Below are 14,718 nucleotides of genomic sequence, written 5' to 3'. Positions count from 1 at the left end.
GCATGAACTGTCATTGCGGGGCTGCGCTGGTAGTGCTGGTGTCGGCATCGTCAAAACTAGTGTGCTCAGGGCGGTGACCGCCGAGCCCCGGAATCAAAGATTGGCCTCGGTGCGTCAGGATAGCCTGCGCCAATCCCAGAGCCACACACACGCTCACTACAGTGAACCCGATCCACAGTTCGGTGGGCAACAAGATGCCAAGCGCGCCCCCGAACACCCAACTCAACTGAAGTGCCGTCTCCGACCGGCCAAACGCCGACGCCCGCGATTCATCCGGCACATCCTGCTGGATGAGCGCATCAAGTGACACTTTTGCCAATGCGCTCGATGCGGCGAGGACCAGCGCCAAGAGTGCGGCAGTTAAGAAACTGTTCGTTAGCGCCGCGAAGATCACCATCACGACCACAGTGCCGGCGCAGCGCAGCACGATGATCGAAGGGCGCCCCAGCGTGAGGCGCGACCCAGCTGCATTGCCTGCAAAGTTGCCCACTGCGGCAGCGATTCCCACCCCGGCCAACAGGGCGACCTGCATCGTGGGAGCGTGCTCAGTGTGGGCTTTGGCAACAAACGCGACGAACAACGTGAGAAATCCCGTGACGAAGCGAATTGTGCAGTTACCCCATAGTCCAACGACCACGACTCTGCCCAACGGTTGGTACCGGGCACCTAACAGCACAGCGCGCATCCGGGTACGAGGTGCACCCGAGTCGTGGAAGGTGATTGACGTAGGAATCTCACCCTCTGTGACCTCCACCCATGCGGGTATGCGGATGCTGAGATACGCGCCAACCGCAGTGAGGCCCAGGAGAGTGATCAGTGCACCTGGCCACCCAAATAGCCTTCCCAGTACCAGTTCGAAGATGGCTGCCACCGCGCCGAAGATGAGCGTGCCAACAACGAGGCCGAACACAGTCAGCCGCGAGTTGGTGCGCACCAAGTCGATGCCAGGCGGTAAGACACGCGGAGTCACCGCCGCCTTAAGTACGCCAAACGACTTACTCAACACCAGCATTCCTAAAGCAGCGGGGTAGAGCACCCACGGCTCAAAGCTGTTTGTCGTTGTGTCGTAGCTGAAGATGAGGACCAGAACGAGCAATGCTCGCCCCAAGAACGATGCTGACAAGGCAAGCCTGCGTCCACGCTGGACGCGGTCGAGGGCAGGGCCGATGAGCGGTGCTATCACGGCAAAAGGGGCAATGGTGATCAGTAAGTACAGCGCCACCATGCCGCGGCTCTCGCCCGTTGTGGCAGAGAAAAACAGTGTGTTGGCGAGTGCCACCGCCATTGCCGCGTCGGCAGCGAAATTGGCAATCGTCGCGTACGTCAACGCCGTGAGCCCCGACTTGTCTGCGCCGTCCGCCGTCGCCGCTCGCCTAAACGCGGAGATGCCCTGTTTCGTGAGCTGGCGGCTGCGCATCGCCGCTGCTCGCGTGACTTTAGGCTTCTTGTGTTTCCGCTTTTCCCTGGTTCCGGTGTTATCAGCGAATTCGTCCGATGGCGGTGAAGGCGGATAGTTCTCCACACCCGGGTGCGTGCCATCGACTGAACTCATCTTCCGACGCCTACCACCGGCATTGCCTGGAGTCAGCTTGGGAATGGGCACTGCTCAATTCTGTCGCAAAATCAGCGGATATGCCTACTGCCTCCCGTATGGATCGCGGGAAACTTTCAGCACGCAGCGTCTTATCGGGGAACAAACTTCACCTCGAACATGGTTGGCCACAACTTTCCTGTCACTAGGAAGTGGTCTGTTCCCTCAATCGCAGCGATGCCATTGAGGACGTCGGTGCCGGGGCGTTCTGACGCCGTCAACAAGCGGGAAGCATCAATGACATCGCCTACCGTGCCGGTGTCAGCATCAATACGCACGATCTTCTCCGTCATCCACACATTCGCATAGACACCGTCTGGAGTGCATTCAAGTTCGTTCAGCATCACCACAGGAGCGCCGTCGAGAGTGACCCGCACGGTGTCGAGGACGTCGAAAGTTTCAGGATCACGGAACGTCAACACGTCGGTGCCGTCACTCATCACTACATGCGCACCCAGCACTTCGTGGTCATCGTATGAGCACAGGCCCCACCCCTCGCCGTCATACGTCACCCGAAACCGCTCCTCCAACGAATCCCGGTCGCGAGCAAAAGCAACGCCGTCCTTCCACGTGACATGCCAGACCGTGTCACCCACCACCGTTAAGCCTTCACCGAAATAGGGATCCGTAATGTCAGCATGAGCAATCACATCGCCGGACGGAAACGCCCGAGACTGTATCCACGACTCGCCGACACGGCCGGTTGACTCGAACAACACGTCGCCATGAAGTTCTAGCCCCTGTGTGAATGCGTCCCTCGAGTGCGGGTGGCGGTCGACCACTTCGGCAATCATTGTGATCGAATTTCGATCGAGCGTTGCAGGGGGCGCATCAGGGGTGGTCGAATCAGTGGTGATCGAATCGGAATTGAGCGTGTCAAAGCACCCTGCGCAGAGCAAAGGGGCCATCATCGACACTGCAAGGGCTGCACGGCGGAACTGACGAAGACGCATGTGATCAAGATTGCCCTACTACACCCCAGAGTGGAGTCGAGATTTTGCAACTAAATGAGGCAAGATGGACAGTGTGAACGCTTCTGTCGTATCGCACGTGTCCCGATCAGCAAGTGACGTCGCCTCAGTGCTCGCAAACGCTGGCGACCTTGCTCGTGCAGCGGTGTGCGAAGTCGCCTCGCCTGACGCCATCGGCGAGCATTACGGGGTCGTCGCGGAAGGGGAGTGGGCAGCCTCGCATCGGTTCGCCGCACACCTTCGTGGCTACCGCGGCTGGGAATGGAATGTTGTTGTAGCAACATTCCCCGGTGGCGATTGCGCAACAGTAAGCGAACTTGCGCTTCTACCCGGTGCCGATGCATTGCTCCCGCCGCCCTGGGTTCCGTGGGAAGACCGCATTGATCCAGACGACCTAGGTCCTGGAGATATTCTTCCGCCTAAACACGAGGACACGCGCCTGGTGCCGGGTTACGTCGAAACAGGCGATCCCGCCATTGACGACGTTGCGCACGAGATCGGCCTTGGACGTCGCCAAGTGCTCAGCCTCGCGGGCAGGGTTGCTGCGGCGGATCGGTGGGCTTCAGGCAGCTTCGGTCCCAGTTCCGAAATGGCGCGATCTGCGCCCGGTCTATGTTGCGAATGTGGTTTCTTTGCGCCTATTGCGGGGTCGCTCGGCGCGGCATTCGGTGTGTGCGCAAACGAATATTCGGCTGATGGCCGTGTTGTGCACGCAGAGTACGGTTGCGGAGCGCACTCAGACACATCGCTCCCCACCGGGGCGGGTTCGCCGATGTTCGAACCTTACGACGACGGTGTGCTCGACATGCTTGAGGCGAGCCTTGACGCAGCGAATGGTGACGCAGCAAACGGTGACGCAGCGAATGGTGACGCAGCAAACGGTGCTGCCGACAGTGCGGATGCTCAATAGCGTGACAGCAATATGACGTCGTCATTCGACCTTTCTGTCCTTGAGTGGTTCATCAGTCAGCGCACACCGGCCCTGGATGCCTTCTTTTCGACCATCACATACCTTGGTAGCGCGATTGCCATAGGAATTATCGCCACTATTGCTGCTGTCTTCGCGTTCGTTCAGCACAAGCGCACCGATGCTGTCCTGATTGTCGTCACTGTTACTTCAGGATGGACTTTGATGGTGGGGCTGAAGTTCTTGGCAAACCGTGACCGCCCCGGCCCAGAATTAGCACTGATTGAGGTGGCGAATTCTGCGTTTCCCTCAGGCCACGCCATGATGGCGACCATTCTCGCCATCGTGTTGGCTGCAACGGTGGTGAAAACCAAACTCGCGTGGCCGTTGCTCGCGGTGCTGCCTCTGCTGGTTGGCGTGTCCAGGGTCTATTTGGGAGTTCACTGGCCCACTGACGCGCTCGCGGGCTGGGCTGTTGGTTTTGCCTGGGGGTTCGCGTGTGTGGCGTTGCATCACGCTCTGCGCCCCGCGGAATTTCGCAAGCCCTAACTGTTCGCAAGCCCTAACTGTTCGCAAGCCCTAACTGGGGGCTAATCCAAACCCGATTGTGCCCCGCGGTCTCCACGACGAACGGCTCGGCGCTGCAACAGAAATACAACACCGCCTGCAGCGGCAACACCAAGACCGGCGATACACAACGGCAAGTACTCGGCTAGTCGATCCCCCGAAGCGAGTACCACGATCGTGCCCACGATCCACCCCGTGATGCCCAAGATGATCACGGGGCGCGGGTCCGCCAGTCGAGGCGGAAGTTGTGGTGGTTCTACGTGTGTACCCACAGCGCCAACTTAGCGTGTTGTTGTGCCGACCCGCTAGCGGATGCGGCACAGCGGCCCAACCGGACAAACAAACAGCAACGCTGCATCAGAAGAACATCCCACCCTGAGGCGTATCTGCGGTGGCGAAAGCCCGATCAAAAAGGTCCAGGGCTGCATCGCTTTCCGACCAAATTCGACCTGCCTGCGCGAGGGTGTCCGCCCGGTGCTCGCCGAAGTAAATGCTCGACAGGTCCGCAGCAGTAATCCGAACCTGCGCGGGACCATCAGCGGGTTCACACACCCCACCTGCACCCGCGCCGTCAGTGCGTAAGTGGAAAATCCCACCCTGGTCGAGGAAACCGTCGGTTACCTCAAACACCATGTCGAGTTCCGAAGCGTAGCTCCGAGCCGACAGCATCCTGGGGAAGTCCAAAATGCGCGCCCACAGCAGATCAAACGCGCCGGTAACCTTCGGCAACCGGGGATTCGTCAACAAGTAAGGCAGCAACGAGGTCCGTGATTCGGACACCGTGATAGTTTCCATCAAGTCCAACGCGCACAAGGCCCGCCACACCGCGGTGTAGGCCTCAGCTGTCACCGCGAACAGGTCTTCAACCTCGACGGCCATCCGCGACTTTTCATCGCGGACCCGGTAGGTCGCAAAACCATCCTTGTGCAGCAAATAGAACAACGCTGATGCTCCACCGCGGTTGCTTTCAGGGTCAGCAAAAACACCCCTCCAGAATGCGTCTGGTCGGCGCACAGCACCAGGGCAGGATCTCCGCCAGCGATCATAAATACCAGGGAGAGCTGTTTTTGCCTGTTCCTTCGTCGCCAACCGAACCCCACCTGGATCGGCCGTGGTGTCGCGGAACTGCACAAAGCGACGATCGAGGGTTCGTGTGTACTCCGTCGTAATGGGCCCGTACCCAAACCTGCCATAAATGCCGCCCTCCGATGCCGTCAAAATTGACATCGGATTCCCTGCGGCCAAGAAGCGCGCATGCTGCTCCGTGAGCAACTTCCGCAGAATCCCTTTACGCCGATGGGTCGGAGACACGGAAACCCACGTGACACCTGGAACGTCCACCAACGCGCCACCGGGAACCGTTATCTGCAAGTCATAGTTCATCGTCACACCAACAAGTTCGTCGCCCACCGTGGCGACGAGAACATTCTCATTGGGGGCCAAATCCCGCGTGATGCCCGTCTTCAAATCAGCAATGTGACCACCGAACGCAAAGCTGTCCAGTTTCAGAATTTCTGGCCAATCATCATCAGTGCCAGTACGAACAACAACTCCAAATGCATTTTCTGTCGCCACAGCACCAAGCTTGGCACACGCCACAGATAACGTCAGCACAATTTCCGGGTTGACCGACTGCATGGTGGTGCACGCCACCATGCAAGATAGGTACGTGGCCTACGCGATCGACATCACTGACCCCGACGACCCGCGAGTGGACAATTTTCGCAATCTGACAAACGCTGACCGGCGCCCCGACCGTCCAGGAGGCAAAGGTCTTGTGATTGGCGAAGGCACAATCGTCGTAGAACGCATGGCAGGCACCCGCTTCTCGCCAACGGAACTACTGGGAGTGCCGCGCAAACTCAACGAACTACAAGCCGTACTGCAGGACAAGAACGTGCCATACTTCTGCGCGAGTCCGGAAGTGATGGCGAAGATCGTGGGGTTTCATCTCAACCGCGGAGTGCTCGCAGTATCGCCACGGCCCGCACCACTTCACTACGACAGTGTCCTCGCGGGTGCCCGCACCATTGCTGTACTGGAGGGCATTGGCGACCACGAAAACCTTGGCGCATTGTTCCGCAACGCCGCTGCCCTCAAAGTGGACGGCTTTCTACTCGGCCCCCGATGCTCTGACCCCCTCTACCGCCGATCCGTCCGCGTTTCGATGGGCCACGTACTTCGTATTCCTTACGCCACCATCGACGACTGGGGAACTGCTCTTGAGGCCCTCGCCAAATACGACTTCCACACGGTTGCACTCACCCCGCAGCACCCGTCAGACACACTTGCAGACACGATCGCCGTGCCCAAGGTGGCGTTCTTTCTTGGCGCTGAGGGCGCTGGGCTTTCCGAAACCGCCCTCCGCGCTGCACATCGTCGCGCTCGGATCCCCATGACGCCGGGAGTGGATTCCCTCAATGTCGCGACTGCCGGTGCTATCGCTTTTTACGAACGTTCGAGGCTGACCGAACAGCAGGCGAAATGATGGATGAAGACACACCTTGGGGGATTGGGCTCACGTTTGCCGCATTCGTCGCCGTGGGCGTCGCAGTTGTTGTCGGAACACTCAGCTGGGGCGTACTCAGCATCCACCCAGTGCTATTCGTAGCGCTGAGCGTCCTGATTTCCGCCGGTGCGGCCCAGCCGCTATGGAAACGCCGCACAGTGCCAACGCTGCGGTGGGCGATACTCGGGGGAGCAGCCGGAGCCCTCATCGGATGGGCTGGTGCACTTGCGGTATTCCTCACATAGCGAACGGTCTAGGAATCCTTTTCAAGTGTGATCAAGAATTCCACCACGCCATTGTCGTCTACCGAAATCGCACCAATGCTCGGCTCAGGTATCCCGTAGTCAGCGAAGACAATGGGAATCGAACCGGCTGCCTGCACAACGTCGCCGGAGCGTTGGAGGTCAACATCCACCTCAATGGTTTGTGTCTGTCCACGCACAGTGAACTCGCCCCGAACCGGGACGGTCAGTGTCGCACCGTTCTCCGCGAGTGCCTCAACCCCTGAAACCGCATCGGTTTGCTCAAACTGTGAAGTCGGGAACATCTCCGTGTCCATGATTCTGGTCCGGTATTGCTGATCACGATTGGGTTCGTCAGAAACCACGGAAGTCATGTCCACCACCACTGACAAACCCCGGGCAGTATCACCGTCGAACTCCACCGAGCCGGAAACATCACTTGTTCTGCCGACGGCAGTTACCGCTTGCCCGAACAGAATTTCGTCCACCCTGTACCCGGCCATCGATTCGGGTGTTACAACCCAACGCCCATCTAGCTCGATTGTGGCGTCGCCATTTGTTTGATCAGGTAGCTGCAGTGTGTCGGGGGCATCGTCACGAAACACATTGAGGTACAGCCACGTTCCACCGAACGCTAAGACGAGCAGGGCAAGAATCAGTGCACCAAACCCGAGCAACCACTTACGAGACATGAGAAAAATCCTACGCTGAAAGGTGGAAAGCCGGGCCTGTCCCATGAGTGAGACAAACCCGGCTTAGCCTTTTTTACTACTACCCGCCTGCGCGAACTCCCAGTAGTACGTCCTCCCAGGACGGCATAGCGGGTTTCTGCGCGCGCTTGTCGATACGGCGATCGGCAGGTTTTTCTTCGTTCACAGCTGGTGCTTCGGTGCTTTCGGGGGCCGCGCTCGACGGTTTCGCCGATACATCAACGGCTTCTTCGGCCGAAACTTTGATTTGAGCCTTGGGTGCCACCAATGGTGTCACGGGGCTCAATGCGGCACGCGGGCGAGGAGTTTCCGTGGAAACCAAATCCTTCGCAGCGTCATCAAGTGGTGCCGCCGTGCCGCCGTCTGCGCCAGGGTTAAAGCGCCAGTGCGCTTTGTTCTCGGTACGTCCAGTCATCCAGCGGAGTTGGACAACCCAACGGCCTTCCTCATTGCGCCATGCGTCCCACTTGGCGTCATCAAGGCTTTGTCCTCGCGCACCGAAAGCAATAGCGACTACGGTCGCGAGCGGATGCTGAGCGGGGCCGTCTTCACGCAGGGGGTACGCGCGCTGAGCCATCGTGGCAAACCGTGCGCGCTCAAGTAGAACTGGGTGCGCAAAAGTTTCGACGCGGGACTTGTGAATGCCTGAAGCGGTAACGATGTCCATCACGCTTGCGCCCGCCCTGATTCGAGCCTGGATCTCGCGTGGACGCAACTTCGCTTCCATCTCGATCTCAACCTGACCGAGCCGACTAACGTCACCATGTGACGCCGCACGGAGGCGATCATCAGCAGGAATCTTGAATTTCGCCCCTGTATTGACATCAGCGCACACGATCGCACTTCCGTCGGGCTCAATTCCGATCACCTTGAGTTCTCGCACTCCAACCTCCTCAGGCCGCACCCCGCGCAATTCACCTTCTTTATCGCACTGTAATGGTGTCGTGACAATAATCACGACATCGACACGCGGAGAGTTGTTGCAAGCCTGCAAATTTCAGTCTAGTGCGCCTCGAATGTCCCGTTTCAGTTGTCGCCGGAGAGCGAGCCCACCAGCCCAACCCTGCGCCAAAACGACGTTCGGCCGGGTCCCAAACGGAACCCGGCCGAACATAAAAGCGCTCTTAGCTGAGCTGATCGACTACATAGTCGATGCACTCGGTGAGCTTAGTGATGTCCTCAGGCGAGATCGCTGGGAACATCCCAATCCGGAGCTGGTTGCGGCCGAGCTTGCGGTAAGGCTCGGTGTCAACGATTCCGTTGGCGCGAAGAACCTTAGCAACGGCTGCGGCGTCCACATCGTCGTTGAAGTCGATCGTGCCGACGACCTGCGACCTGTGAGCAGGGTCCACAACGAAAGGCGTTGCGTAACTGCTTGCTTCAGCCCAGTTGTAAAGCCTCGATGACGAATCAGCTGTGCGGGCAACCGCCCAGTCGAGCCCACCGTTGCTGTTCATCCACTCAATCTGGTCCGCGAACAGGAGCAGTGTGGCTAGCGCGGGGGTGTTGTACGTCTGATTCTTGAGGCTGTTCTCGACGGCGATCGGAAGCGACAAGAAGTCCGGCGTCCAACGTCCGCTGTCCTTGATTTCCTGAACCCGCGCAAGTGCTGCGGGGCTCATGATCGCGATCCACAAACCGCCATCCGCCGCAAAACACTTTTGCGGTGCGAAGTAGTACACGTCAGCATCTGCAATGTTGACGGGCAAGCCACCGGCGCCAGATGTCGCATCGATCGCGATGAGTGCGTTCTCAGAACCCGCAGGTCGGCTGACCGGTACGGCCACACCTGTAGACGTCTCGTTGTGCGCCCAGCCAATGAGATCGACTGAGGGGTCAGACGTTGGCTCAGGAGCGGTGCCTGGCTCAGAACTGACAACGATGGGATCGCCGAGGTGCGGGGCGTTTTTCGCGACAGACGCGAACTTGTTGCTGAATTCACCGAAAGTGAGGTGAAGCGACTTTTCCCGGATGAGACCGAACGAAGCTGCGTCCCAGAACGCTGTAGTGCCGCCGTTGCCGAGGATAACTTCGTAGCCCTCTGGAACTGAGAACAGTTCGCGGAGGCCGTCACGAACACGGCCAACGACGTTCTTCACCGGAGGTTGCCGGTGGCTGGTTCCGAATACAGAAGCTCCTGTATCGACGAGCGACTGGAGTTGCTCGGGTCGAACCTTGGATGGGCCGCAGCCGAATCGTCCATCGCTAGGTTTCATCGCGTCGGGAATGGTGATGTCCGGGTTCGCGGTCACGTACTGTCCGTCCTTACTGCTTTTGTCGAGGTCAATTGTGGTCCTAGCGTAGTATGCGCCGGAGAATGCCCTGGCCTGCGTTGCTGCCGCCGTTTCCAGCGATGAGATCCCAGCCCTCAACTTCGCTTGCAGAACGCGGTTCAGGACCGGTGTAGAGAGCGGCGGGGCGGACTAGTTTGCCGAGGCGTTTTTGTTCAAGGATGTGGGCGCACCAACCTGCTGTGCGGGCACAGGTGAACATCGCCGGCATCATGTGCGGCGGTACTCCAGCGAAGTCGAGAATGACGGCAGCCCAGAACTCAACATTGGTTTCGATTGCGCGGTCCGGACGACGCTCACGAAGTTCAGCGAGAGCCGCTTGTTCCAGTGCGGCCGCAGCTTCGAATCGTGATGCGTTGAGTTCCTTGCAGGTGTTGCGGAGAACACGCGCGCGTGGGTCTTCAGCACGGTAAACGCGGTGGCCGAAGCCCATGAGGCGTTCTTTGCGGTCGAGGATGCCCTTGACCATGCTGCGGGGGTCGCCACTGCGTTCTGCTTCGTCGATCATAGGGAGCACCCGAGCAGGCGCGCCGCCGTGGAGTGGGCCCGACATTGCGCCAATGGCCCCGGAAAGGCTGGCGGCAACGTCAGCGCCGGTGGAGGCGATGACGCGGGCGGTGAAGGTGGAGGCGTTGAGGCCGTGTTCTGCTGCCGACACCCAGTAAGCGTCGATTGCTTTGACATGGTCGGGGTTTGGGTCCCCCTGCCAGCGGGTCATGAACCGAGCTGTGACAGTCGGGCATTCGTCGATGATCTTCTGCGGCACTGCGGGCTGGTGGATGCCACGAGCCGACTGTGCGACGTACGAAAGTGCCATGACGGAGGCGCGTGCGAGGTTTTCGCGGGCGGTTTCTTCGTCAATGTCGAGGAGCGGCTGGTATCCCCAAATTGGGGCAAGCATGGCCAGGCCTGCTTGAACGTCCACACGAACGTCGCCCGTGTGCACGGGAAGTGGGAATGGTTCGGCGGGAGGCAGCGTCTGCCCGAACTTGCCGTCGACGAGAAGCGACCAGGCATCTCCGAAGGTGACGTTATTGCTGACCAGGTCTTCGATGTCGACACCGCGGTAGCGCAATGCACCGCCATCTTTGTCGGGTTCTGCAATTTCAGTCGTAAAGGCGAGTACGCCTTCGAGGCCTGGTGAGAAGCCTTCTGGTAGTTCGGCTGCCATGTGTGACGCTCCTAAATTGTTTTTTGGATCGTATGTGACGCGTTGTCGCAGGGTGGAATCGCGACCGGTGAGGTGGGACTAACCCTGCTCGAAACTGAACTTGGGTGCAAAGGTGTTCAGAAGTCGGGCGTAGCGTATTAAGCGTGGTTCGTTACCCTTCCGATTCTCTCGATCTACCGCACATGCGGGTCAGTTATGGGGAAAAACTTGTGTCAAGTTCACCTGTCGATAGTGGCGACCTGGACGAGGCAAGTCTCGCTGATGGTTGGCTGCCGTTGTTCTCACAATGGTTAGTCGACGCCTCTGAGTATGTCGCATCCGATGGTGGACGTATTGCTGAACCCAATGCAATGGTGCTTGGCACCGTTGACGACGAAGGTTTTCCGGCAACTCGGACAGTACTGTGCAAGGGCGCAGACGAGCGTGGGGTGGTCTTTTTCACCAACTACGAATCGACTAAGGCGCAGCATATTTCGGTAAATCCTTTTGTGTCAGCAACCTTCCCGTGGATTGCTCTTGCGCGGCAGATCCATGTGCGGGGCCGCGTGGAGAAGGTGTCAGACGAGGAGACACTGGAATACTGGCGTACCCGACCGCGTGGTTCTCAGTTGGGCGCGTGGGCTTCGCATCAGTCTGAGCCGATCGAATCACGCGAACTTCTCCTCGGTGCTCTCGACAGGATGGCGGCGCGATTCCACGATGTGGACGAGGTTCCCGTGCCGCCGTTCTGGGGCGGGTTCCGAATTCACCCAAAGTCGGTGGAGTTCTGGCAGGGTAGACGAAATAGACTGCACAATAGATTGCGTTGCGAACTTGGTGATGGTGGCTGCATAGTCCGGGTTACCAGGGTGCAACCGTGAGCTCACAACCACCCTGGTTGGCCCGGTGAGGCGGGTTTCGACTAGGTTCGTACGTATGGTTGTGCGTGGAGTGGTTGCGCATCTGCCGATACGCTACTGACCAGTTGAGTCTGAGAAGGAGCCCTCGTGCCCGCTGAGAATGATGACAAAGTGGTACTTCGCTACCCCGGTGGTGACTACGAAATGCCGATCACCCGGGCAACCGAGGGCAATGATGGGTTTAACCTCGGTAAGTTGCTGAGCACAACGGGTTACACAACCCTTGACGGCGGGTTTGTTAACACCGCGTCGACGTCGTCGGCAATTACCTACATCGACGGCGATGCTGGAATTCTTCGCTATCGTGGCTATCCCATCGAGCAGTTGGCGGAGAAGTCGTCGTTTCTTGAGGTGTCGTACCTCTTGATCCACGGTGAGCTTCCGACAACAGATCAGTTGGCGGATTTCACGCACCGAATCCAGCGGCACACGTTGCTGCACGAAGACTTGAAGCGCTTCTTTGATGGCTTCCCACGCAACGCGCACCCTATGCCGGTGGTGTCGAGTGCGGTAAACGCTCTATCTGCGTACTACCAGGATTCGCTCGATCCGAATGATCCTGAGCAGGTTGAAGTCTCGACTATTCGTTTGCTCGCGAAGCTTCCCACCATTGCGGCCTACGCATACAAGAAGTCTGTTGGGCAGCCGTTCCTTTACCCGGACAACTCCAAGACTCTGGTGGAAAACTTCCTCCGGATGACATTTGGGTTCCCTGCGGAGCCGTACGAGGCCGACCCTGAGGTCGTCAAAGCACTCGACATGCTGCTGATTCTGCATGCCGACCATGAGCAGAACTGTTCGACGTCGACTGTTCGCTTGGTGGGTTCGTCGAACGCGAACCTGTTCACTTCCATTTCCGGCGGCATCAACGCGCTGTGGGGACCGCTTCATGGTGGCGCGAACCAGGCGGTGCTGGAGATGCTCGACGACATCAAGGGCCAGGGGCTCGACGTCAACGAGTTCATCCGGAAGGTGAAGAACAAAGAAGATGGTGTGAAGCTCATGGGCTTCGGTCACCGCGTGTACCGCAACTACGATCCGCGTGCTGCGATCGTGAAGAAGACTGCACACGACATTCTTGGCAAGCTCGGGGCGCAAGACGAACTGCTCGACATCGCGATGAAGCTGGAAGAAGCGGCGTTGACGGATGATTACTTCGTGGACCGCAAGCTGTACCCGAACGTTGATTTCTACACAGGCTTGATTTACCGAGCCATGGGATTCCCGACCCGGATGTTCACAGTGATGTTCGCCTTGGGTCGCCTACCAGGGTGGATCGCTCACTGGCGTGAGATGCACGAGGATCCCACCACTAAGATCGGGCGTCCCCGCCAGATCTATACCGGACACACTGAACGCAACTACACAGAGGTTTCGGCGCGATAACTTATGACAAAACCAGAAGTTGAATTCCAGTCAGGACCAGCTCCTTCGGAGCTGACCATCAAAGACATCACCGTTGGTGACGGCGCTGAAGCAGTGCCCGGTGGCACCGTCGAGGTCCACTACGTGGGTGTCGATTTCGAAACCGGCGAGGAGTTCGACTCGTCATGGAACCGCGGCGAGTCGATTTCATTCCCGCTTCGAGGCCTGATCAAGGGCTGGCAGGACGGCATCCCGGGGATGAAAGTTGGCGGACGTCGCCAGCTGACAATTCCGCCAGAGCAGGCGTACGGCGCAGCTGGTTCAGGGCACCGACTGTCTGGTCGCACCCTGGTGTTTGTTATTGACTTGCTCGATGTGAGCTAGTCGGAAGTACAGCGAGGCCCGTGGTCGCTTGATGCGACCACGGGCCTCGTTGCATTCAGTCTGCTCTACGCCGTTGTTGACCGGCCTGAACGCCAGCGGTATCCGCCGAGGATCAACGCGGTGATGAAGAGAGTTCCGCCTGCGCCGAGAGCGAGAAACGCGGCGATTGTTGCAGGGGTTACGTCGAGGGGACTGGTGCTTTGCGCCCCGAGCGTTGTCACCTCGGCGGTGTTGATCCCACCGCGCGGGGTGTTGTTGACGACACTGTTGACGCTGCCGCCCAGCCTGTCTGCGTTGGACTGCAATTGTCCTGCACCATCGGCAAGTTGACGTGATCCGTCAGCCAGTTGGCCGGCGCCCGTGCTGAGTTGACCGAGGCCGTCGCGCAATTGTGCGGCTCCAGTGCTGAGCTCCTTCCCGCCGGCGTCGAGTTGTCCGGCGCCATCGTGGAGCTGGTTGATGCCGGTGCTGAGTTGGTTGGCACCGGAGCGGAAGTCGCTTGATTGGTTGGAAAGCTGGAATGCGAGCTGACCGGCGCCGTCTTGCAACTGTTCGAGCTGGGAGAGCGTTGCCACGAGCTCAGGAGCGAACGGTGCTGCGGCTTCTTTCAGGGGGCGGATTTCGTTTACGAGTTGGCTTACGCCATTGCTCACCTGTACGGCGCCGTCGCCGAGTTGCCCAATACCGCCCTGAAATTCGGCCATTCCGGTGCTGAGCTGCCCGGTGCCGTTTCGGAGTTCGCTGATTCCGCCGGACAGTTCTGCGGCTCCACCGGCGAGTTGGCCTGAGCCGTTGTGCGCCTGAATGAGGCCTGCGTGGAGTTCTGCGTTGCCCGCGGCGAGTTGTTCTGCTCCGCTCGCGGCTTGGCCTGTCCCAGCTGTCAGGAAGGTGGCTGCGAGGTTGTTTTGGCGAAGCGTTCGCAATGCTTCGTCCAGGCTGGAATTGTCGGCGGACTGGGCCACCTGAGTGTCTGTTGCGGGTGAATCGTCGTATTCAGCAGCGAGGGTCGCGGATGCTCCGATGGTGAGTGCTGTTGCCGTGATCGCGAGAATTCCGGGCACGCGGTACTGTCGGATTTTACTCATCCGGTAACTCCTAGTGTTGGCTGCTT

Annotated in this window: 16 protein-coding genes; 7 read left to right on the top strand and 9 right to left on the bottom strand. The window is 59.0% G+C overall.

Features of this window, described 5'->3' with window-relative positions; genetic code table 11:
- Nucleotides 1–10 precede the first annotated feature (10 nt).
- Entirely contained in the window at nucleotides 11–1,552 is a 1,542-nt protein-coding gene (locus tag IEW73_RS13630; RefSeq protein ID WP_188676968.1) for an MFS transporter, read from the bottom strand.
- A gap of 131 nt (nucleotides 1,553–1,683) precedes the next feature.
- Nucleotides 1,684–2,544, bottom strand: a complete 861-nt coding sequence (locus IEW73_RS13625; protein WP_188676154.1) for a glutaminyl-peptide cyclotransferase — start codon at nucleotides 2,542–2,544, stop codon at nucleotides 1,684–1,686.
- Between the two features lie 64 nt (nucleotides 2,545–2,608).
- On the opposite strand from IEW73_RS13625, the gene IEW73_RS13620 reads away from it, so the two are divergent.
- Nucleotides 2,609–3,472, top strand: coding sequence for a DUF3027 domain-containing protein (locus IEW73_RS13620; protein WP_188676151.1), 864 nt, complete (start codon nucleotides 2,609–2,611; stop codon nucleotides 3,470–3,472).
- 12 nt (nucleotides 3,473–3,484) lie between these two features.
- On the top strand, nucleotides 3,485–4,018 hold the full coding sequence (locus tag IEW73_RS13615) for a phosphatase PAP2 family protein (protein ID WP_188676149.1): 534 nt from the start codon (nucleotides 3,485–3,487) through the stop codon (nucleotides 4,016–4,018).
- A 41-nt stretch (nucleotides 4,019–4,059) separates the two neighbouring features.
- Here IEW73_RS13615 and IEW73_RS13610 read toward each other — a convergent pair whose 3' ends face one another.
- Nucleotides 4,060–4,308 carry a DUF2530 domain-containing protein gene (locus IEW73_RS13610; RefSeq protein WP_188676146.1) on the bottom strand — a complete coding sequence of 83 codons (249 nt, stop codon included), beginning with the start codon at nucleotides 4,306–4,308 and terminating at the stop codon, nucleotides 4,060–4,062.
- Nucleotides 4,309–4,393: 85 nt separating this feature from the next.
- Entirely contained in the window at nucleotides 4,394–5,674 is a 1,281-nt protein-coding gene (locus IEW73_RS13605) for a GNAT family N-acetyltransferase (protein ID WP_188676143.1), read from the bottom strand.
- 31 nt (nucleotides 5,675–5,705) lie between these two features.
- Here IEW73_RS13605 and IEW73_RS13600 point away from each other — a divergent pair, with 31 nt between their 5' ends.
- Nucleotides 5,706–6,524 carry a TrmH family RNA methyltransferase gene (locus IEW73_RS13600; protein WP_188676965.1) on the top strand — a complete coding sequence of 273 codons (819 nt, stop codon included), beginning with the start codon at nucleotides 5,706–5,708 and terminating at the stop codon, nucleotides 6,522–6,524.
- Nucleotides 6,521–6,790 carry a DUF2537 domain-containing protein gene (locus IEW73_RS13595; RefSeq protein WP_188676140.1) on the top strand — a complete coding sequence of 90 codons (270 nt, stop codon included), beginning with the start codon at nucleotides 6,521–6,523 and terminating at the stop codon, nucleotides 6,788–6,790. Before IEW73_RS13600 ends, IEW73_RS13595 begins: the two co-directional genes overlap by 4 nt.
- Nucleotides 6,791–6,798: 8 nt before the next feature.
- On the opposite strand, the gene IEW73_RS13590 is transcribed toward IEW73_RS13595, so the two are convergent.
- The 4 genes from IEW73_RS13590 to IEW73_RS13575 all read right to left on the bottom strand — a co-directional run bounded on the left by IEW73_RS13590 (nucleotide 6,799) and on the right by IEW73_RS13575 (nucleotide 10,959).
- Entirely contained in the window at nucleotides 6,799–7,479 is a 681-nt protein-coding gene (locus IEW73_RS13590) for a YceI family protein (protein WP_188676137.1), read from the bottom strand.
- A gap of 79 nt (nucleotides 7,480–7,558) precedes the next feature.
- On the bottom strand, nucleotides 7,559–8,380 hold the full coding sequence (sepH, locus tag IEW73_RS13585) for a septation protein SepH (RefSeq protein ID WP_188676134.1): 822 nt from the start codon (nucleotides 8,378–8,380) through the stop codon (nucleotides 7,559–7,561).
- Between the two features lie 241 nt (nucleotides 8,381–8,621).
- Nucleotides 8,622–9,713 carry a phosphoserine transaminase gene (serC, locus tag IEW73_RS13580; protein ID WP_241012716.1) on the bottom strand — a complete coding sequence of 364 codons (1,092 nt, stop codon included), beginning with the start codon at nucleotides 9,711–9,713 and terminating at the stop codon, nucleotides 8,622–8,624.
- A gap of 79 nt (nucleotides 9,714–9,792) precedes the next feature.
- Nucleotides 9,793–10,959, bottom strand: coding sequence for a citrate synthase 2 (locus tag IEW73_RS13575; RefSeq protein WP_188676128.1), 1,167 nt, complete (start codon nucleotides 10,957–10,959; stop codon nucleotides 9,793–9,795).
- Nucleotides 10,960–11,141: 182 nt separating this feature from the next.
- Between IEW73_RS13575 and pdxH the strand changes: the two genes are divergently transcribed.
- The 3 genes from pdxH (at nucleotide 11,142) to IEW73_RS13560 (ending at nucleotide 13,607) form a co-directional block, all read left to right on the top strand.
- A complete protein-coding gene (gene pdxH / locus IEW73_RS13570) occupies nucleotides 11,142–11,819 on the top strand; it encodes a pyridoxamine 5'-phosphate oxidase (protein WP_188676962.1) in 678 nt (225 codons plus the stop codon).
- Nucleotides 11,820–11,945: 126 nt separating this feature from the next.
- The gene (locus IEW73_RS13565) at nucleotides 11,946–13,244 is read left to right on the top strand and encodes a citrate synthase (RefSeq protein ID WP_188676125.1); all 1,299 of its coding nucleotides are present in this window, start codon (nucleotides 11,946–11,948) and stop codon (nucleotides 13,242–13,244) included.
- 3 nt (nucleotides 13,245–13,247) lie between these two features.
- Nucleotides 13,248–13,607 carry an FKBP-type peptidyl-prolyl cis-trans isomerase gene (locus IEW73_RS13560; protein ID WP_188676111.1) on the top strand — a complete coding sequence of 120 codons (360 nt, stop codon included), beginning with the start codon at nucleotides 13,248–13,250 and terminating at the stop codon, nucleotides 13,605–13,607.
- Nucleotides 13,608–13,672: 65 nt separating this feature from the next.
- On the opposite strand, the gene IEW73_RS13555 is transcribed toward IEW73_RS13560, so the two are convergent.
- Nucleotides 13,673–14,692 (bottom strand): hypothetical protein, encoded by a 1,020-nt coding sequence (locus tag IEW73_RS13555; RefSeq protein ID WP_188676107.1) that lies wholly within the window; start codon nucleotides 14,690–14,692, stop codon nucleotides 13,673–13,675.
- Between the last annotated feature and the right edge of the window lie 26 nt (nucleotides 14,693–14,718).

The organism is Hoyosella rhizosphaerae (assembly GCF_014643175.1).
Taxonomy (GTDB): domain Bacteria; phylum Actinomycetota; class Actinomycetes; order Mycobacteriales; family Mycobacteriaceae; genus Lolliginicoccus; species Lolliginicoccus rhizosphaerae.
The sequence above is the reverse complement of the archived record's forward strand: the minus strand, read 5'-3'. Positions and strand labels throughout refer to the sequence as shown.